Origin of the sequence: Acinetobacter sp. SCLZS86 (genome assembly GCF_021560715.1) — a bacterium.
GTDB lineage: Bacteria > Pseudomonadota > Gammaproteobacteria > Pseudomonadales > Moraxellaceae > Acinetobacter > Acinetobacter towneri_A.
The window spans coordinates 1,800,844-1,820,167 of the sequence record NZ_CP090864.1; the positions used below are offsets into that span (position 1 = coordinate 1,800,844).

Here is a 19,324-nt window from a genome sequence, read left to right on the forward strand (position 1 = left end):
GCTCATAAATTGGTCTTGCACTTAAACTTTGCTAATCATTCGTCTATGTTTGCAAGCTGATAAATAGATCTCACAAGATTTTTAACTGATATAACACATCAGCCAGCAAGCCATTGCGCCAAAGTCACCCGATCATTGCCTGCATAATCTTTGACTGTACGAATTTCCGAAAAACCGTGTTCTGCAAAAATCGCTTGCACGGCTAATGCTTGGTCATAACCATGTTCTAGTGCAATCCAAGCATTTGCTTTTAGCCAATACTTACCCTGCGAAATAATCTGCACAATATCTGCCAATCCCTGATCTGCCGCCACCAAAGCACGTTCAGGCTCTGCTGCTAAAGCAGATATGTGTGCATCATTAGCATCTATATACGGAGGATTAGATACAATCAAATCAAAACGTGGTTCAGCTTCAGAAGCTAATGCTTCAAACCATGCACCACAGGCAAATTGCACCTGATTTAAAGCATATTTACTTGCATTTTCTTGGGCAACTGCAAGCGTTGGCAGGTAAATATCAGTTGCAGTTACCTGCCAATCTGGACGTTCAGATGCTAAAGCCAAAGCAATTGCCCCTGTACCTGTACCTAAATCGACAACAACAGCATGACGTTGTAATGACAAAGACAATACAGTTTCAACCAAAACCTCAGTGTCAGGTCTTGGCACCAAAGTATCGTGCGTGACTTTCAAATCCAGTGTCCAAAAAGGCTGAGAACCTGTGATATACGCCAAAGGCTCGCCTGCTGCTATACGTGCTAAAGCCTGCACGTACATTTGCTCTTGTTCGGCACTCAATTCCTGATCTGCACGATACTTTAATTCCAGCGCACTCAGTCCTAAAAAATGCTCTAGCAACCAAATATTTTCTTGACGCTCGTAACTATCGACTTCACCACGTAGCGCCAAGGCTTGTGCAATATTCATTAACCACCGTTTTGTTGTGCAAGCATCGCCAACTGATCTGCCTGATATTCACGATGCAGACTATCTAACAATTCAGTTAAATCACCTTCCATCACCGCATCCAACTTATATAAAGTCAGGTTAATTCGATGATCTGTTATACGTCCTTGCGGATAGTTATAGGTACGAATTCGCTCAGAACGGTCACCCGAACCCACCAAATCTCGTCGCATTTCTGAAGTCGCTGCATCTGCCGCTGCACGTTTGGCATTTTCTAAACGCGATGCCAACAACGCCATCGCTTTAGCTTTGTTTTTATGCTGTGACCGCTCTTCCTGACATTCCACCACAGTCCCCGTCGGAATGTGGGTAATACGCACTGCAGAGTCAGTTTTGTTGACGTGCTGACCACCGGCACCCGATGCGCGATAGGTGTCAATTCGCAAATCGGCAGGATTAATATCTACCGTAGTATCTACATCTACTTCAGGTAAAATTGCAACGGTACATGCAGATGTATGCACTCGACCTTGCGATTCAGTCGCAGGAACACGTTGCACCCGATGCGCACCACTTTCAAACTTCAAACGGCCATATACACCTTCGCCATTCACCAAGCAAATGACTTCTTTATATCCGCCGTGTTCGCCTTCATTTTCAGATAAAATTTCGATTCTCCAGCCCTGACTTTCTGCATATTTGCTATACATGCGGAATAAGTCACCCGAGAAAATCGCGGCTTCATCACCACCTGTCCCTGCGCGAATCTCTAAATAAGCCGAGTTAGCATCATTCGGGTCTTTTGGAATCATTAAAATATTTAAATCAGCTTCAAGTTGCTGAATCAGTGCTTTATTCTCTTTAATTTCTTCTTGCGCCATTTCCTTAAAGTCAGGATCAGACAACATCGCTTCAGCTGTTTCAATATCAGCTTCGGCTTGTGTGTATTGTGACCACACTGCCGTAATTTCTTCTAAGTCACTGTGTTCACGTGATAATTCACGAAAACGCTTGTTATCTGAAATCACTTCAATATCTGCCAATAAAGCAGTCAACTCTTCATGCCGGTCAGAAAGCTGATCTAATCGTAAACGCAACGATTCTTTCATTGTTTAAAAAATCTCAATGCAAAGGCTGTTACATGCAACACGCAGCACAGCGAAATAAAAATTGCGCATAGTTTACCGATTCTGCCATCCAAATAACATCATTATTACGTCTGTACGATGCTTGAAATGCCTATCTGCAGATGTTCTAGCAGTATTTCTGCTTGATGATGCTGTGCATTGCGGTGAATGTACAACTCACCAAGTACCGCAATTAGCATCCGCATTTGGACATTTTTTTTGCAATTTTAATCAAACTCATACAAAGCCCACACCAAAGCACATCAATCTCGTCTGTACTCTCCACATTTTAAAAGCGGCGCTTTGTTAAATTGAGCCCATCGAAATTGATCATAAATAAGTCCTGTAAAAGGACATGGAGTTCAACATGAAACTTAATGCAATGTTAATGACTGCAGCTTTAACCTCAGCTTCTATGCTCAGTGCCAATGTCTATGCAGACAATACCACGCGCGTTGCCGCAGCTAGTGCTTTAGGCAGTGTTGCAGGTACAGCAATTGGTAAAAATATGGGCGGTACTACGGGAGCAACAATAGGTGCTGCATTAGGCGGTGCAGGTGGTGCAGCTGTGGCGAGTAATAAACGTCATCGTACTGAATCTGCAATTGGTGGTGCTTTGGGTGGTGGTGCTGGTTATACCGTTGGTAAAAATATGGGCGGCACCAATGGTGGATATATTGGTTCAGCTTTAGGTGCAGCCGGTGGTGCCGCACTCGGCAATAAAATCTCAAAAGATAAAGAATATGACCGTTACCAAGAACGTAAATGGAAGAAAAAACGCAATCGTCGTTAATCTTGAACGATAGGCATAGAGCAGCAAAAAAGCATCAACACAGGTTTGATGCTTTTTTATAGGATTAATTTTTCTTCATATATCAGTTCAAAAAAACGACCATAATCAATATGAAGAAATTTAGGAGTTCAATTACAAAGTCTTTACCAAACTTTGCAAATTGACCTCATTACCCTTCACGATCTTTGCCATCTGTTTCTATATCTTCATTACATAGCATATTAATCAATATTTGGAGCATCCGCATGAAACTTAATCGTGTTTTATTAGGTAGTGTTATCGCAAGTTCTGCCTTGCTTATGGGTACTGCACATGCCAACGATACTCGTGTTGCTGTAAGTTCTGCCTTGGGTGGTGCTGTCGGCGCTGCGATTGGTCAGCAAATGGGCGGACAAACTGGCGCGATGATTGGGTCTGCCATTGGTGGTGCAGGTGGTGCAGCAGCAGCAGCCAACAAACGTGACCGTAATGGTGCCATGATTGGTGCTGCTTTAGGTGGGGCTGGTGGATATAGCGTTGGTCGCAATATGGCGGGCAACAATGGTGGCTATGTCGGTGCAGGGCTCGGTTCAGCAGGTGGTGCAGTATTAGGTCAAAAAGTTAGCGAAGACCGTCGTGATGACCGCTATGACAACAAACGCTACAATGATCGTTATGACCGCCGCTATGATAGCCGTGGCTACCGTTACAATGATTACCGTTATAATGACCGTTATCGCAAAGACAATGGCTTGCATTTAGGTCACTATAAAAATGGTAAACGTCGTTAATTTCTCACGATATTTCAAACTTCTTCAGCACCTTCGGGTGCTTTTTGTTTGCTGACGACTTGCTTGGATAAATGTTTTTTTATAAAGCGTGCTTTTTGGATGAATGTCGCGCGTTGTTAAATGGCAATATCTCATGACTCACCCATATATCGAAAATTTTCGATATACAAAACCAGTGCAGCATCGTATGATAAAACTATCTTTATCAAGCTGGAATAAATGATGCGTTCCCTACAAGACACAAAATTTGCCATTCTTGAGCTCGCGCCTGTACGTGATGATCAGTCAGTACAGTTTTCGCTGCATCATGCACTTGAATTAGCTCGACACGCAGAACAACTCGGCTATGATCGTTTTTGGTTGGCAGAACATCATAATATGGATGGCATTGCCAGCTCCGCAACAGCTGTACTTTTGGGTTATTTATTAGCAAATACGAAAAAAATTAGACTCGGTTCGGGCGGTATTATGCTCCCCAACCACGCTCCGTTAGTGGTCGCTGAACAGTTTGGAACTTTAGCGACTCTATATCCTAATCGTATTGAGCTGGGTTTAGGTCGGGCACCAGGCACTGATCAAGTTACTATGCGTGCACTGCGTCGTGGTCGCCAAGAAACTGAAGATCAATTTCCGCAAGATGTTTTAGAAATTCTTCATTATTTTAAAGATGCTGAACCACAACAACGTATTGTTGCTACGCCAGGACAAGGTACACACGTTCCTGTATGGTTACTCGGTTCAAGTTTATTTAGCGCACAGCTAGCTGCAAAATTAGGACTACCCTACTCATTTGCCTCACACTTTGCCCCACGTATGCTTGCTCAAGCCATTCAGTTATATCGGGACAATTTTGAGCCTTCGGAATATTTAGAACGACCTTATGTGTCAATGGGTGTGCCAACGGTGGTTGCAGATACCGATCACGAAGCAGAATTTTTAGCGACCAGTGCCTATCAGCGTGTTTTAGGGTTAATGCGTGGACAAAGCCTAAAACTCAAAGCTCCAGTCGAAAGTATGGAAGGTTTGTGGTCGCCTGCAGAAAAAATGTCTGTCGATAGTTTTTATGGTATGGCACAAATTGGTTCTAAGGCTACAGTCAAAGCAGGATTAGAAAACTTATTGGCAAAGTATGATGTCGATGAGTTTATTTTTTCCTGTGATATCTATGACACAGAAAAACGCTTATACAACTTTGATTTGCTTATGCAAATGAAGTTAGATACTTAATTAGCTTCAACCTTGCAGCTCCATTGAGCTGCAAGGTTCAATCAATTAAAAGCATTTAAAATAAAAAACTTAAATCCATTTTCTTGTTTTCTGCTACTTAAATCTCCGTCGAATTAATTTTCAATCTTTAGGAATGACTGGCTCGCCTGCACAAAAGACTTTACCAAACAGCACTGCCCCAACAAAATAGAGCAAACGTTCTAATTTATAAAATGAATAAATCAAGAGATTCAGCATGGTCAGTCCTAAACACGACGTTCATAGACACGCTTTTCAAAACTGTTTGACAGATTTTCAAGAGTTCCAAGGCAAATGTATTCCTGCAACTGAAATCAAACACCATGATTTCACTGGTTTACGCGTTGCAGTTATTGGCGCAAATCAGGACAGCGTGGCACAACTCGACAGACTTTGTCAGCAGGCAACATCTGTTCAAGTCTTTCAAATTGCACCGCATTTTGTCTTACCTAGTACCGAGCGTGGTATCCATCGTCTAATTAGCCATCCTTTGATGTTTAAAAATCGACGTTTATTTAATAACCGCGTCAAAAATATTTTGGCTTTGCGCTTTTTAGATGCTCAAATCAAAGACACTTGGCTCAAACGTCAACTCACACCCAACATTGCTGATACTCATCAACACTATTTCAAATCTGATCATTATTATTTAGCTTTACAACGTGAAAATTGCCATTTGATTACTTGGCCAATTGTTAAAGTCTGCGCAAATAGTGTGCATAGTATTGATGGGCAAGAACATCCAATTGATACCATTATCACTACATTTTAAGTCACGCTAAAAGCTATATCATATAAATAAATAGTAGATTGGTTTTTATTCTATTAAAATCCAATAAAAAAGAGCCAAAATAATCTTTTGGCTCTTTAAATACATATAGTTTGTTTAACCAATACGACGTTTTAAACCTGTCATTTGTAAAATACGAGTTGAAATTTCTTCAATCGACATTTCAGATACATTTAAATATTTAATCCCTTCTGAAATATAAATACCCTCAATGGCACGCAATTCCATTTGGCACTGATTAAAACTTGCATAACGGCTATTGGCTTTACGTTCAGTACGGATCGCCACAAGGCGTTCAGCATCAATCATTAAGCCAAATAACTTATGTTTATGCGGTTTCAGTACAGCTGGCAAACGGTTGTCATCTAGATCTTCTTCAGTGAGTGGATAGTTGGCCACGCGAATCCCGAACTGTAAAGAAAGGTAGATGGAAGTCGGTGTTTTACCCGAACGCGACACTCCAATCAGAATCAGATCAGCCTTATCATAATGACGTGTTCGTGCGCCATCATCGTTATCTAAGGCGAAATGCACCGCATCAATACGTGCCTTGTAAGATTCAGAATCTGTTACGGCATGCGTCTGCCCGACTAAAGTAGTTGGCGGTGTTCCTAACTCTTCCGAAAGCTTACTGATTAAGCCTTCAAATACATCTAAATTAATCGCTTTAGCGGTGTTTATAATGTCACGCACATATAGGTCAACCAAGGTATCAAACACCAAAGGTAATTGACCATCTTTTTGTGCTCGAGCATTAATTTCTGCCACCACATTCATAGCCGCTTCTTCAGACGTAATATAAGGATGAATATGAATATCAAAGTCCACATTTGGAAATTGCGCTAAAAGAGAATGTCCTAGGGTTTCAGCCGTTATTGCAGTTCCATCAGAAATAAAAAAAACACTCCGCTTAAATTGTTTACCTTCTGACATTAAAATTCTCCTTAAATATTTGTCTTAGTGCTATATAATCTTTATAGTAAACCGATCTTACATGACTGTCGCTTAGTAAAACCAAATTGCTAAGTAGATTTATTATAATTTCATGACAAGATAGTGATTAATACTGCAAAAGTGGAGTAACAACTTTGGAAGCGCGCGTAATTGGTCTGGAAAAATTAGGGAAACACGATGTTGAGCTCGTGGGTGGGAAAAACTCATCTTTGGGCGAAATGATCAGCCACTTATCTAATGCTGGTGTATCTGTACCAGGTGGCTTTGCAACAACAGCTGCTGCTTATCGTGAATTTCTCGAGCAAAGTGGCCTAAACGCTAAAATTCAAGCAGAGCTAAAAACACTCAATGTAGATGACGTGAATGCGCTTGCTGAAACTGGTGCAAAAATTCGTCAATGGATTGTCGACACTCCGCTTACTGCATCACTAGAACAAGAAATTCGAGTTGCTTTTGAAGCACTCTCTAACGGCAACCCAAACATCGCGGTTGCCGTTCGTTCATCTGCAACTGCAGAAGATCTACCAGACGCATCTTTCGCAGGTCAGCAAGAAACATTCCTCAACATCCGTGGCATCGACAACGTATTAATTGCCATTAAAGAAGTTTTTGCATCTTTGTACAACGACCGCGCGATTTCTTACCGTGTACACCAAAACTTTGACCACGATGTCGTTGCTTTATCTGCAGGCGTACAACGTATGGTGCGTTCAGAAACAGGCGCAGCGGGTGTTATGTTTACCCTAGACACAGAATCTGGCTTCCGGGATGCCGTATTCATCACAGCTTCTTATGGTTTGGGTGAAATGGTGGTTCAGGGTGCGGTTAACCCAGATGAATTCTATATTTCTAAGCCTTTATTAAAAGCAGGCAAACACTCAGTTTTACGTCGTAACCTTGGCTCTAAACACCAAAAAATGATTTATGGTGAAGAAGGCGCGGCTGGTAAATCTGTAGTTGTGGTCGATGTTGAAAAACAAGATCGCCAACAATTCTCTTTAAATGATCATGAACTTCAAGAATTAGCAAAACAAGCTTTAATTATTGAGGAACACTATCAAGCGCCTATGGATATTGAATGGGCAAAAGATGGTGATGACGGTCAAATCTACATCGTTCAAGCACGTCCTGAAACTGTAAAAAGCCGTGAAAACGTCGGCACTATGGAACGCTACCTATTAAAACAAAAAGGTACGGTCATTTGTGAAGGTCGTTCAATTGGTCAGCGTATCGGTTCTGGTAAAGTTCGCGTTGTAACGTCTATTAAAGAAATGGACAAAGTTCAGGAAGGTGACGTACTTGTTTCAGACATGACTGACCCAGACTGGGAACCAGTAATGAAACGTGCTGCGGCAATTGTCACTAACCGTGGTGGTCGTACTTGTCACGCTGCAATTATTGCACGTGAATTAGGTGTACCTGCAATTGTAGGTTGTGGTAATGCAACTGAAGTTTTGACTGATGGTCAGGAAGTTACTGTTTCTTGTGCCGAAGGCGACACAGGTTTCATTTATGAAGGTGCTTTAGATTTTGAAGTTCAAAAGAACTCTATCGAATCTATGCCTAAACTTCCGTTCAAAATCATGATGAACGTCGGCAACCCAGACCGCGCATTTGACTTTGCTCAAATTCCAAACGAAGGTATTGGTCTTGCACGTTTAGAATTCATCATCAACCGTATGATTGGCGTGCATCCTAAAGCATTACTTAACATTGACAGCTTGCCACGTGAAACACGTGCGGCAGTTATGGCGCGTACTGCGGGTTATTCATCACCAATCGAATTCTATGTAGAAAAATTAGTTGAAGGTATTTCTACCCTTGCTGCTGCATTCGCTGACAAACCAGTGATTGTGCGTATGTCTGACTTCAAATCAAACGAATACGCAAACTTAATTGGCGGTAAGTTATACGAGCCTGAAGAAGAAAACCCAATGTTGGGCTTCCGTGGTGCAAGCCGCTATGTGTCTGACAATTTCCGTGACTGCTTCGAGCTTGAATGTCGTGCCTTGAAAAAAGTACGTGACGAAATGGGCTTAACCAACGTACAAATTATGATTCCATTTGTACGTACCGTTGCTGAAGCAAAACGTGTGATCGAATTGCTTACGCTAAATGGTTTAAAACGTGGTGAAAATGGTCTAAAAGTGATCATGATGTGTGAATTACCAACCAATGCATTGTTGGCTGAACAATTCCTTGAGCATTTCGATGGTTTCTCTATCGGTTCAAATGACTTAACTCAGTTAACACTTGGTTTAGACCGTGACTCAGGCATTGTTTCTCACCTGTTTGATGAACGTGACCCTGCTGTGAAAGCATTACTTTCTATGGCAATTCACGCATGCCGTAAAGCAGGTAAATATGTCGGTATCTGTGGTCAAGGTCCTTCAGATCACCCTGACCTTGCGCGTTGGTTGATGGAACAAGGTATTGAATCTGTATCTTTAAACCCAGACTCAGTTTTAGACACTTGGTTCTTCCTTTCTGAAGAAAAAGCTCAACAAGCGTAATAAAACGTGTTAAAAGAAAACCCATGCACCTGCGTGGGTTTTTTTTCAAATTCATTTTTTGAGATTTTATATTTATGCAAATTTACTTGGCACGAAATAATCAACAAGCTGGGCCATACACCTTAGAGCAGCTCAACCAAATGCTCGCAAGCCAACAGGTGTTGCTGACAGATTTGGCTTGGCACCAAGGCATGAGCGAATGGAAAGCTTTAGGTGAACTCACCCAAGGTAAACTTGTATATGAACCACAAGGCTATGTCAGCACGCCACCTGCCCCTGAACACTCACCTTTTCAAAATACAAATTATACGGCTACAAACACATCACGACCAAATTCAGCATCGTCAAATTTAAGAACACAGGCAACGAAAAATGAATTGGCGAGCATTAACCAACGTGCTTTAGCCAAAATAATAGATATGTTGTTATGGTTGCCTGCAGCAGCGCTTCCCTTTTTTTTCTTAAATGCTGACCAGTTTGAACAATTGTCTGGTTTGCAACAAAAAATGCAGACAGCTACAACGTCTGATCAAGCCATGCAATTGCAAACTGAACTCTTTCAGCTGATTCCAATGCAAGCTTGGCAAGCCGTGGCAATTTACTTATTGATTATGCTGGGCATACAAGCCTTCCTATTGGCTAAAACTGGACAAAGTATTGGCAAACGTCTGACTAAAATTAAAATTGTCGATGCCGAAACCGATGAAAAAGTCAGCCTAATGCGTGTGTTTACTATTCGCTCTATCATTTTCATTATTTTGAATATGATGTTTATGCCCTTTATCACAATTTTAGATTATGGCTTTGCATTTGGTGCAAAACGACAAGCGTTACACGATAAACTTGCCAAAACCAAAGTAGTAAAGCAATAATTTGATTTTATTTACTCAGGGATGATTGATCATCCCTTTTTTCTTACAGCATTGATAAATATAAATAAATTAAAATTAGCACAAATAATTCCGAGTATAAAAATTGGTTTTTATTCCTTCCACTTAAAGCCGCTTTATGTGTAGCTTAGTTTGTCGATATCAGGCATAATGCCCTACAACGTAGCGGTGTCCGATGATTAAGAAGACTTTTTCATCTTTTTGATGTCTTTTTAATCATGTGACACTTTAATCGCTATCCCATATTAAATTAGGGAATGGGACTCTTCACCGAGGTTGTAAAATGAGACAAACGATTTTAGCTGTATTGTCTTTATCTACGATGGCTGCACTCTTAACTGGGTGTGGCGGTGATTTAGTACTTCTGAACTCAAAAGGTCCAGTTGCAGCAGGTCAAAGTAACCTGATGATGACTGCGATTTACCTAATGCTATTGGTGGTTATTCCATCTGCAATTATGGCATTGTGGTTCGGTTGGAAATATCGCGCATCGAATAAAGACGCAGACTATCAACCAACATGGTCACACTCTACTGCAATTGAAATTGTAGTATGGGGTATACCTGTTATTATTATTTGTATTTTAGCTTGGTTAACTTGGTGGGGTTCCCACAAGTACGACCCTTACCGTCCGCTAGAATCCGAAAAAGCTCCTTTAACTGTTCAAGTTATTGCTGAACAATTTAAATGGATCTTCATCTACCCAGAACAGAACATTGCGACTGTTAACGAATTGCGCTTCCCAGAGCAAACGCCTGTAAGCTTACGTTTAACATCTAACTTCACAATGAACTCGTTCTTTATCCCTGCATTATCTGGTCAGATTTATGCAATGGCGGGTATGCAAACTCACTTGAACGTTTTAGCAGACAACACGGGCGAATTCCGTGGTTTCTCATCTAACTACTCAGGTTATGGTTTCTCGCAAATGCGCTTTAAAGCTCACTCTGTAACTCAAGCTGATTTTGAGCAATGGGTAGCAGCTGTTAAAGCAGGTCAAGGTACGACTATCAATCCTCAAGCTGTTCAAAAAACAGTTTTAGATCAAGCTGAATTTGCTTCTTTACGTGACGGTAACCGTTCACAGAAACAAATTGATGCAATGGTTCGTAACGCCAAAACTGAGTTAGAGAAAAAACTTGCTGCAACAGCTTTAAAAGAAGGTCCATATAAGACTCAGCCACATCCTGTGACTTATTACTCTTCTGTTGAGCAAGGCTTGTTTGAATCAGTGATCAATAACTATATGAGTAACTACCATGGTGCTGACCATTCAGCTCCTGTAGTGGCTGGTGAAGCGCCTGCTTCTGAAACTCATGTAGCAGTTGAACATGCGACTGCTTCTCAAGGGGAATAAGACATGAACTTATTAGGTAAGTTAGGTCCAGATGCAATTCCTTACGATCCAATCGTATTGGTTACTGTTGCAATGATGATCTTAGGCGGTATCGCAGCGATTGCTGGTATTACCTACTTCAAAAAATGGGGCTACCTGTGGAACGAATGGTTCACATCTGTAGACCATAAAAAAATTGGTATTATGTATATCTTTGTATCTGTAGTCATGCTACTGCGTGGCTTTGCAGATGCGATTATGATGCGTCTTCAACTGTTCCTTGCAAAAGGTGGTGGTGAAGGCTATTTGCACCCAGAACACTATGACCAGATTTTCACCGCCCATGGTGTAATCATGATCTTCTTCGTGGCAATGGGTCTTGTTGTTGGCTTAATGAACATTTCTGTACCATTACAGATTGGTGCTCGTGACGTAGCCTTTCCATTATTAAACTCTTTAAGCTTCTGGTTATTCGCTGGTGCTGCAGGTTTAATGATGGTTTCACTTGCATTAGGTGAGTTCGCTGCGACAGGTTGGATGGCTTATCCTCCTCTATCTGGTATCGAATACTCTCCAGGTGTTGGTGTTGACTACTATATTTGGGCACTTCAGGTTTCTGGTCTAGGTACGCTTCTTACGGGTGTTAACTTCTTTGTTACCATCATCAAAATGCGTGCGCCTGGCATGAAACTTATGGACATGCCTATTTTCACTTGGACAGCATTAGTTACTGCGGTACTTATCATTGCAACTTTCCCAGTTTTAACTGCGACAATTGCGATGTTAACGCTTGACCGTTACTTCGGTTTCCACTTCTTTACCAACGACATGGGTGGTAGCCCAATGTTGTATGTAAACTTGATTTGGACATGGGGTCACCCAGAAGTATATATCTTAGTATTACCAGCATTTGGTATTTACTCTGAAGTAACTGCGACTTTTGCGCGCAAAACTTTGTTCGGTTACAAATCAATGGTGTACGCAACCGTTGCAATTGGTGTGTTATCACTTGTTGTATGGGTTCACCACTTCTTTACCATGGGTGCAGGTGCCAACGTTAACGCGTTCTTCGGTATCATGACCATGATTATTGCGATTCCTACTGGTGTGAAAATCTTCTCTTGGTTATTCACTATGTACAAGGGTCGTATTACCTACACTACCCCAATGCTATGGACACTTGGCTTCCTTGTGACTTTCGGTATCGGTGGTTTAACAGGTGTATTAATGGCAGTTCCACCAGCGGACTTCCTTGTACACAACTCTTTATTCTTGATTGCTCACTTCCATAACGTAATTATTGGTGGTGTTGTATTCGCGATGTTCGCAGGTATCATTTTCTACTGGCCAAAAATGTTTGGTTGGAGACTGAATGAGACTTGGGGTAAAGCAGCATTCTGGTTCTGGTTCTTCGGTTTCTACTTTGCATTCATGCCACTTTATATCCTTGGTTTCATGGGTATGACACGTCGTTTGAATACTTATGACAACCCTGAATGGGATCCATACTTGGCAATTGCATTCTTTGGTTCTGTGTTAATTGCTATTGGTCTATTCTGCTTCGTTATGCAGATCGTAGTTGGTTTCTTACAACGCAACCAACGTTTAGACCTTACAGGCGATCCATGGGATGGTCGTACGCTTGAATGGGCGACTTCTTCTCCAGCACCGTTCTATAACTTTGCTCACCTTCCAAAGATCAATGGTATTGATACTTTCTGGACTGACAAAGAAAATGGTGTTGCATACGCGCGTCCAACGAAGTATGAAGACATCCACATGCCAACCAACCGTGCAGCTGGTTTCATTATTGCAATGTTTATTACAACTATGGGCTTCGCGTTAATCTGGCATATTTGGTGGTTAGTATTCGTTACCTTTATCGCTGCAATCATCAGCTTCATTGTGAGCTCTTTCACGAAGAAAGTGGACTACTATGTTCCTGCTGCTGAAGTTGAGCGTATTGAAAACGAACGCTATGCGCTCCTTGAAAAACACTTGAAGAAGGACTAAGACATGGCTGAAGTACTTCATCACGACAACCACGGACATGATGATCATCACCACGATGATACAGACATCACCGTCTTTGGTTTCTGGACCTATTTGATGAGTGACCTTGTACTTTTCGGTACACTCTTCATCGCGTTCGCTGTATTAAGTAGCCACGTTCCAGTAGGCACTCCAACAGCTAAAGATTTGTTTGGCGAGTCATTAGGCTTTGTTTTAACAGAAACTTTTGCCCTGTTGATTTCTTCTGTAACTTTCGGTTTTGCTGTTTTAGCTGCTTACAAGAAAGATGTTGCCAAAGTTCTAACTTGGTTAGGCGTGACATGGGTTTTCGGCGCGATCTTTATTGGTATGGAACTTTACGAGTTCAACCATTTAGTTCATGCTGGACATGGACCTAGTGCGAGTGCGTTCTTATCTGCGTTCTTTACTTTGGTTGGTACGCACGGTATTCACGTAACTTCAGGTTTAGTTTGGATGATCGTGTTGATGGTTCAAATCAAGAAATATGGTTTGACTATTCCGAACATGCGTCGTTTAGCTTGCCTAAGCTTGTTCTGGCACTTCCTTGACATCGTTTGGATCTGTGTATTCAGCGTAGTTTACTTGATGGGAGTTCTCTAATGAGTCACGATCACAACTCTGCTGGTGCATCACACGGTAACACTAAGCAATATACGATTGGCTTTATCCTTTCTGTTATCCTTACCATTATTCCTTTTGGTATGGTTATGGCAGGTGGTTTTGGCCGCGGTATTTTAATTACTGTTATTTCGATTACAGCAGTTGCTCAGATTCTTATTCAATTAATTTATTTCTTGCATATGAATTCTTCTTCAGAGCAACGTTGGAACGTGATTGCATTCGTGTATACCATTCTGACCATTGCCATCCTTTTGGTTGGATCTGTATGGATCATGAACTATCTACACTACAACATGATGATCTAAACTGGTTGTCATGCTAAAAAAGTATTTATTCCTGACAAAGCCAGGAATTCTCTTTGGTAATTTTATTACCACTTTGGGTGGCTACTTTGTAGCTACCCAAGGTTCTGTAGACTTCCTTCTCCTACTGCTTACTCTGCTTGGTACAACGCTTGTTGTGGCCTCGGGATGTGTGGTCAACAATATTATTGATCAAGACATCGACCAAAAAATGCAACGCACACAAAACCGTGCTTTAGTGCAAAAAACTGTTTCTGTTCCTATAGCGCTGATTTATTCAGTAGTATTGTGCGTCATTGGTTTTAGCATTTTATGGTTTGGAGTTAACGCATACGCTTTTCTTTTTGCACTGATTGGTTTCGTGGTTTATGTCGGCTTTTACAGTCTATGGACCAAACGCACAACAATTCATCAAACCATTATTGGCAGTATTTCTGGCGCAAGCCCACCTGTCATTGGTTATACTGCTGTTGCAAATCAATTTGACTTAGCTGCACTACTTATCTTTTTAGGTTATGCACTTTGGCAAATGCCCCACTCTTGGGCGATTGCAATTTACCGTTTTGATGATTACAAAAATGCGGGTATTCCAATTTTGCCAGTTGCTCGTTCAATTTTACGAACGAAAATTGAATCACTGGTTTATGTGGTGTTATTTACTATTGCCATGAATGGACTGTTTGTATTTGATTATGCAAACTGGCTGTATCTGGTTATTTTAAATGCACTTTGTATTTATTGGTTCTATATTGGCGTCATTGGATTCAAAGCAAAAAATGATCAATTATGGGCAAAACGCTTTTTCCTATTTTCGGTTATTTTAATTACGGTTGTGAGTTTATGTTTTAGCTTTACAGCAACCGCACCAAGCACGCAAATCATACTTTTTTAAAAGATAGAGTTTAGCTCTATCTTTTAATGGAGTACCTGCCCTCTCCACACTTCAATATTTAAATAATAACAATTTATCTGTCTTTGAATTATTCGTCCTTAATAATTTTTGCATTAAACACTCTAAAAGTTAGTGACATACAAATACAAAGCATAAAATTTAAATTCCAATCATAGATGCAAAATATTACATTCCCTTTTTACCCAAGCCGATCTTTTCTTAGACCAAGCCTTGTATTTACTTGGCAAAAGCACTAAAATTGACGCTTCGCAATTTTGCGACACAACTTCGGTTGTGACTCCTTGCTTCTGGCTCAATTAGTCAGGGGCTGCATAAACCGTAAGGAGCTGACAATGCGTCACTACGAAATCGTACTTTTGGTACACCCAGACCAAAGCGATCAAGTTGTGGGTATGGTAGAACGTTACCTAACTCACATCAAAGAAGCTGAAGGTCAAATTCACCGTTTAGAAGATTGGGGCCGTCGTCAATTGGCTTACCCAATTAACAAAATTCATAAAGCGCACTACATTCTTATGAATGTTGAATGTGGTCAAACTACGCTTGATGAGTTAGAAGAATTGTTCCGTTATAACGACGCGATCCTTCGTAGCTTGATCATCCGTCGTGAAAACGCTATCACTGAAGAGTCATTATTGGCTAAGAGTGCTGAAGAAAAACGTGCGCGTAAAGCTCAACGTGAAGAAGCACAACACGCTAACCAAGACTCTGCTGAAGCTTAAGGAGAACATCAATGGCACGTTTTTACCGTCGTCGCAAGTTCTGCCGCTTTACAGCTGAGAACGTTACGTACATCGACTACAAAGATATCGATACACTAAAACAGTACATCACTGAAAATGGCAAGATTGTTCCTAGCCGTATTACAGGTACTAAAGCTCGTTACCAACGTCAATTAGCGCTTGCTATTAAACAAGCTCGCTACTTAGCGTTGATCCCTTACACTGACAATCATAAGTGAGGTTGAGCTGTGGATATTATCTTATTACAACGCATTAAGAACCTTGGTAAATTAGGCGATAAAGTTTCAGTTAAAGCTGGTTACGGTCGTAACTACTTGATCCCTCAAGGTAAAGCAGTTGCTGCAACTGAAGCAAACACTGCTGCATTTGAAGCTCGTCGTGCTGAACTTGAGAAACAAGAAGCTGAAATTTTAGCTGCTGCTCAAGCACGTGCTGACCAATTGAACGAAGTTAACATCGTAATCACTGCTAAAGCTGGTGATGAAGGTAAACTTTTCGGTTCTATCGGTACTCGTGACATCGCTGACGCGTTAACGAATGCTGGTCTTGAAGTTGACCGTGCAGAAGTTCGTTTACCAAACGGTGCGCTTCGTCACACTGGTGAATTTAACATCGCAATCCAATTGCACCATGATGTTGTTGCTGAAGTTCTCGTTACTATCGTATCTGAGTAATTTTCTGCAAAAGAAAAGAGCATGCCTAATCGCATGCTCTTTTTTTATCTTTAGAATATACGATTAGTACAAATTTCCTAAATAGTCCTGCACGCTTTGACTTCTCCTTCGCCAAAATCTACTCGCTTTTTTTTCTAGAGGGCGTATCATCGGGAAGTGGAAAGAATATGAGTTTCAAATTCTATCCCCCGTGCATTATTCAGCATTTACTGTTTTAAAAATCAGGGATTTATATGTCACAGGCGACTGCTAGCGCAAAGCAACATACTGCAAAGTCTGATCTAAAACCAAATGAGAACAGCCCGCTTAAAGAGTTTCGTACCCCACCACACAACTTAGCCATTGAACAAGCTGTTTTGGCTGCGTTGATGACTGTGGCCGAATCTTTTGAACAAGTGGGTGATGTGTTACAAGAGTCTGATTTCTACGCGACACGCCATAAATATATTTTCCGTGCTATTGATTCTTTGTCTAAAGAAAACTCACCTTATGATGCCGTATTGGTGAATGACTGGCTGATTAAACAAAATTTGCTTGAAGCTGCGGGCGGTGAAGAGTATTTAATGCAGCTCATGGCGGACTCACCTTCTAGCTTTTATAACCTAGAAACCTATGCCACGAAAATTAAAGAATTCTCGACCCTCAGAAACATGATTAAAGTCAGTTCTGAAATTTTACAAAATGCCTATGACACCAAAGGTCGTAGCGTGAGTGAAATTTTAGACTTGGCTGAAACTAATATTTTCCAAATTGCCGAACAACACAATAACAATGCAAAAGCACAAGGCCCAAAAGCCATATCGAGTGTCGTTGCCGACGTATTCGACAAACTTGATGAACTTTCTAAAATGGAAGGTAACATCACAGGCTTAACCACAGGTTTTGTAGAGTTAGATAATAAAACCTCAGGCATGCAAGCGGGTGATTTGATTATTGTCGCTGCGCGTCCATCTATGGGTAAAACCACGTTTGCCATGAATTTGGTCGAAAGTGTTTTGTTTAACAATGACTTGCCTGCTCTTGTCTACTCTATGGAAATGCCTGCAGACTCAATTGCAATGCGTTTGATTTCTGCTTACGGCAAAGTCCATCAGGGGAATTTACGTTCAGGCAAACTCAGTGGCGATGAATGGTCAAAAGTCACAGGCACGATTTTACAACTGCAAGAAAAGCATTTGTATATTGATGACTCATCTGCCCTACCCCCTACGGAAGTACGTGCACGTGCACGACGCATTGCCAAACAACATGGCGGTAAAATTGGCTGCATCATGGTCGATTACTTGCAGTTAATGAAAGTTCCAGGCATGGGCGATAACCGTGTCGGCGAAATCTCAGAAATTTCACGTAGCTTAAAAGCCTTGGCCAAAGAGATGAACTGCCCTGTGATTGCTTTGTCGCAGCTGAACCGTTCCTTGGAGAACCGACCTAATAAACGCCCTGTAATGTCTGACTTGCGTGAATCTGGTGCGATTGAGCAGGATGCGGACTTAATCATGTTTATTTACCGCGACGAAGTTTATAATAAAGAATCTAAAGAAGCTGGCACTGCCGAAATTATTATTGGTAAACAGCGTAACGGCCCCATTGGTACGGTACGTCTTGCCTTTGAAGGACAATACACGCGTTTTAGTAACTTATCTCCTGAGTATTATGCTCAGTATGATGATGAAGAGTAATGCTTGCATTGCTCTTTTTTGGCGGATTCAAGCGGCAAGTGCAACAGTATAAAAACCAGACATAACTTCACTCGGTGTATACCAACCTAGGGTTTTTCTAGGACGATGGTTGAGTGCAAATTCTATCTGCTCTATTTGTTCGTTTGACACGTCATCAAACGATGATGATTTTGGCAGATATTGCCGGATTAAACCATTCGTATTTTCATTTCTAGCTCGCTGAATAGACTTGTAAGGATCAGCAAAATACGTCTCTATGCCAGCATCAGTAATTCTTTTGTGTTCGGAAAATTCTTTGCCATTATCAAATGTCACACTATAAGCATGGCTCATTTGTAAACGATCTAATGCACAAGTAATCGTTTGAGAGGATGCTCTCGTTGGCCCTAAATGAACAATATGTACATACAGGCTCTTTCGATCAACGAGAGTCAATAAAGCACCTTTATGATATTTACCAATCACCGTGTCACCTTCGAAATCTCCTAAACGTTGTCGTTGATCAATGACCTGGTCTCTGCAGTGAATACTTGTTTTATCAATGATTTGACCCCTACGATCCGTGTTTTTGTAACCTCGTTTTCGATATTTCTTCTGATGCCTTAAGTGTAGATGTAGTTTACCGCCTTTTGATTTATCTTGATAAATGTACTGGTAAATCCACTCATGTGAAGGTACATCCAGCCAACCGCGTTGTGTTAAAGCACCTAAAATTTGTTCTGGTGACCAGTCCAAACCAATCAAATAATCAATATAAGCGAAGGCAAATGCTGTCATTGATGATGAAGGACGGTACCGTCTTTGACTTGCAAATTTAGCTGACTGTTGAGCTCTATATCCACGTTGCCCAGAATTTCTTTTTAATTCACGGTAGATGGTTGATCGTGAACGTCCTAACTCCCGAGCAAGGGTAGCGATTGAACTTTAACTTTTCAAAGTAGCATAAATTTCGTATCTTTCATCTTGAGAAAGTTGGGTGTATTTCTTCATTGTGTGCTTTCCAATTGCGGGTTGAAAAAGTCTAATGATTCT

18 protein-coding genes and 1 pseudogene are annotated in these 19,324 nt (G+C 41.1%); 15 read left to right on the forward strand and 4 right to left on the reverse strand.

The genetic code is table 11. From position 1 onward, the window contains the following. Positions 1 to 98: 98 nt before the first annotated feature. Both prmC and prfA read right to left on the reverse strand, forming a co-directional pair. Positions 99 to 929: a peptide chain release factor N(5)-glutamine methyltransferase gene (gene prmC / locus LZP46_RS08665; protein ID WP_236093588.1), complete on the reverse strand. Its 831-nt coding sequence runs from the start codon at positions 927 to 929 to the stop codon at positions 99 to 101. Continuing rightward, complete coding sequence (gene prfA, locus LZP46_RS08670) at positions 929 to 2,017, reverse strand: peptide chain release factor 1 (RefSeq protein ID WP_236093589.1); 1,089 nt, start codon at positions 2,015 to 2,017, stop codon at positions 929 to 931. The genes prmC and prfA overlap by 1 nt, the downstream gene beginning before the upstream one ends. Positions 2,018 to 2,402: 385 nt before the next feature. On the opposite strand from prfA, the gene LZP46_RS08675 reads away from it, so the two are divergent. The 4 genes from LZP46_RS08675 to LZP46_RS08690 all read left to right on the forward strand — a co-directional run bounded on the left by LZP46_RS08675 (position 2,403) and on the right by LZP46_RS08690 (position 5,615). Next, the gene (locus tag LZP46_RS08675) at positions 2,403 to 2,828 is read left to right on the forward strand and encodes a glycine zipper domain-containing protein (RefSeq protein WP_236093590.1); all 426 of its coding nucleotides are present in this window, start codon (positions 2,403 to 2,405) and stop codon (positions 2,826 to 2,828) included. A 245-nt stretch (positions 2,829 to 3,073) separates the two neighbouring features. Then, a complete protein-coding gene (locus LZP46_RS08680) occupies positions 3,074 to 3,598 on the forward strand; it encodes a hypothetical protein (RefSeq protein ID WP_236093591.1) in 525 nt (174 codons plus the stop codon). 222 nt (positions 3,599 to 3,820) lie between these two features. Next, a complete protein-coding gene (locus LZP46_RS08685; RefSeq protein ID WP_236093592.1) occupies positions 3,821 to 4,825 on the forward strand; it encodes an LLM class flavin-dependent oxidoreductase in 1,005 nt (334 codons plus the stop codon). Between the two features lie 235 nt (positions 4,826 to 5,060). Next, positions 5,061 to 5,615, forward strand: coding sequence for a hypothetical protein (locus LZP46_RS08690; protein WP_019837976.1), 555 nt, complete (start codon positions 5,061 to 5,063; stop codon positions 5,613 to 5,615). 114 nt (positions 5,616 to 5,729) lie between these two features. On the opposite strand, the gene ppsR is transcribed toward LZP46_RS08690, so the two are convergent. Beyond that, a complete protein-coding gene (gene ppsR / locus LZP46_RS08695) occupies positions 5,730 to 6,566 on the reverse strand; it encodes a posphoenolpyruvate synthetase regulatory kinase/phosphorylase PpsR (protein ID WP_019837977.1) in 837 nt (278 codons plus the stop codon). A gap of 155 nt (positions 6,567 to 6,721) precedes the next feature. Here ppsR and ppsA point away from each other — a divergent pair, with 155 nt between their 5' ends. The 11 genes from ppsA to dnaB all read left to right on the forward strand — a co-directional run bounded on the left by ppsA (position 6,722) and on the right by dnaB (position 18,292). Continuing rightward, a complete protein-coding gene (gene ppsA / locus LZP46_RS08700) occupies positions 6,722 to 9,100 on the forward strand; it encodes a phosphoenolpyruvate synthase (protein ID WP_236093593.1) in 2,379 nt (792 codons plus the stop codon). 74 nt (positions 9,101 to 9,174) lie between these two features. After that, a complete protein-coding gene (locus LZP46_RS08705; protein ID WP_236093594.1) occupies positions 9,175 to 9,972 on the forward strand; it encodes an RDD family protein in 798 nt (265 codons plus the stop codon). 301 nt (positions 9,973 to 10,273) lie between these two features. Then, a complete protein-coding gene (gene cyoA, locus LZP46_RS08710; RefSeq protein WP_236093595.1) occupies positions 10,274 to 11,347 on the forward strand; it encodes a ubiquinol oxidase subunit II in 1,074 nt (357 codons plus the stop codon). A 3-nt stretch (positions 11,348 to 11,350) separates the two neighbouring features. Further along, on the forward strand, positions 11,351 to 13,339 hold the full coding sequence (cyoB, locus tag LZP46_RS08715; RefSeq protein ID WP_236093596.1) for a cytochrome o ubiquinol oxidase subunit I: 1,989 nt from the start codon (positions 11,351 to 11,353) through the stop codon (positions 13,337 to 13,339). A 3-nt stretch (positions 13,340 to 13,342) separates the two neighbouring features. Further along, the gene (cyoC, locus tag LZP46_RS08720) at positions 13,343 to 13,960 is read left to right on the forward strand and encodes a cytochrome o ubiquinol oxidase subunit III (protein WP_179995125.1); all 618 of its coding nucleotides are present in this window, start codon (positions 13,343 to 13,345) and stop codon (positions 13,958 to 13,960) included. Further along, the gene (locus LZP46_RS08725) at positions 13,960 to 14,286 is read left to right on the forward strand and encodes a cytochrome o ubiquinol oxidase subunit IV (RefSeq protein WP_004973158.1); all 327 of its coding nucleotides are present in this window, start codon (positions 13,960 to 13,962) and stop codon (positions 14,284 to 14,286) included. Before cyoC ends, LZP46_RS08725 begins: the two co-directional genes overlap by 1 nt. Before the next feature lie 10 nt (positions 14,287 to 14,296). Further along, positions 14,297 to 15,175 carry a heme o synthase gene (gene cyoE, locus LZP46_RS08730; RefSeq protein ID WP_236093597.1) on the forward strand — a complete coding sequence of 293 codons (879 nt, stop codon included), beginning with the start codon at positions 14,297 to 14,299 and terminating at the stop codon, positions 15,173 to 15,175. Between the two features lie 353 nt (positions 15,176 to 15,528). Further along, complete coding sequence (rpsF, locus tag LZP46_RS08735; RefSeq protein WP_004973153.1) at positions 15,529 to 15,918, forward strand: 30S ribosomal protein S6; 390 nt, start codon at positions 15,529 to 15,531, stop codon at positions 15,916 to 15,918. 11 nt (positions 15,919 to 15,929) lie between these two features. After that, positions 15,930 to 16,157, forward strand: coding sequence for a 30S ribosomal protein S18 (gene rpsR, locus LZP46_RS08740; RefSeq protein WP_004719336.1), 228 nt, complete (start codon positions 15,930 to 15,932; stop codon positions 16,155 to 16,157). Positions 16,158 to 16,166: 9 nt separating this feature from the next. Next, the gene (gene rplI / locus LZP46_RS08745) at positions 16,167 to 16,613 is read left to right on the forward strand and encodes a 50S ribosomal protein L9 (RefSeq protein WP_004973150.1); all 447 of its coding nucleotides are present in this window, start codon (positions 16,167 to 16,169) and stop codon (positions 16,611 to 16,613) included. 233 nt (positions 16,614 to 16,846) lie between these two features. Next, the gene (gene dnaB, locus LZP46_RS08750; RefSeq protein WP_004973149.1) at positions 16,847 to 18,292 is read left to right on the forward strand and encodes a replicative DNA helicase; all 1,446 of its coding nucleotides are present in this window, start codon (positions 16,847 to 16,849) and stop codon (positions 18,290 to 18,292) included. A 27-nt stretch (positions 18,293 to 18,319) separates the two neighbouring features. On the opposite strand, the pseudogene LZP46_RS08755 reads toward dnaB, so the two are convergent. Next, positions 18,320 to 19,282: pseudogene (locus LZP46_RS08755) on the reverse strand (IS30 family transposase). Between the last annotated feature and the right edge of the window lie 42 nt (positions 19,283 to 19,324).

Coding starts and splice junctions, on each gene's coding strand:
- prmC (WP_236093588.1), bottom strand. CDS start 929: ATGAATATTGCACAAGCCTTGGCGCTACGTGGTGAAGTCGATAGTTAC.
- prfA (WP_236093589.1), bottom strand. CDS start 2,017: ATGAAAGAATCGTTGCGTTTACGATTAGATCAGCTTTCTGACCGGCAT.
- LZP46_RS08675 (WP_236093590.1), top strand. CDS start 2,403: ATGAAACTTAATGCAATGTTAATGACTGCAGCTTTAACCTCAGCTTCT.
- LZP46_RS08680 (WP_236093591.1), top strand. CDS start 3,074: ATGAAACTTAATCGTGTTTTATTAGGTAGTGTTATCGCAAGTTCTGCC.
- LZP46_RS08685 (WP_236093592.1), top strand. CDS start 3,821: ATGCGTTCCCTACAAGACACAAAATTTGCCATTCTTGAGCTCGCGCCT.
- LZP46_RS08690 (WP_019837976.1), top strand. CDS start 5,061: ATGGTCAGTCCTAAACACGACGTTCATAGACACGCTTTTCAAAACTGT.
- ppsR (WP_019837977.1), bottom strand. CDS start 6,566: ATGTCAGAAGGTAAACAATTTAAGCGGAGTGTTTTTTTTATTTCTGAT.
- LZP46_RS08705 (WP_236093594.1), top strand. CDS start 9,175: ATGCAAATTTACTTGGCACGAAATAATCAACAAGCTGGGCCATACACC.
- cyoA (WP_236093595.1), top strand. CDS start 10,274: ATGAGACAAACGATTTTAGCTGTATTGTCTTTATCTACGATGGCTGCA.
- cyoB (WP_236093596.1), top strand. CDS start 11,351: ATGAACTTATTAGGTAAGTTAGGTCCAGATGCAATTCCTTACGATCCA.
- cyoC (WP_179995125.1), top strand. CDS start 13,343: ATGGCTGAAGTACTTCATCACGACAACCACGGACATGATGATCATCAC.
- LZP46_RS08725 (WP_004973158.1), top strand. CDS start 13,960: ATGAGTCACGATCACAACTCTGCTGGTGCATCACACGGTAACACTAAG.
- cyoE (WP_236093597.1), top strand. CDS start 14,297: ATGCTAAAAAAGTATTTATTCCTGACAAAGCCAGGAATTCTCTTTGGT.
- rpsF (WP_004973153.1), top strand. CDS start 15,529: ATGCGTCACTACGAAATCGTACTTTTGGTACACCCAGACCAAAGCGAT.
- rpsR (WP_004719336.1), top strand. CDS start 15,930: ATGGCACGTTTTTACCGTCGTCGCAAGTTCTGCCGCTTTACAGCTGAG.
- dnaB (WP_004973149.1), top strand. CDS start 16,847: ATGTCACAGGCGACTGCTAGCGCAAAGCAACATACTGCAAAGTCTGAT.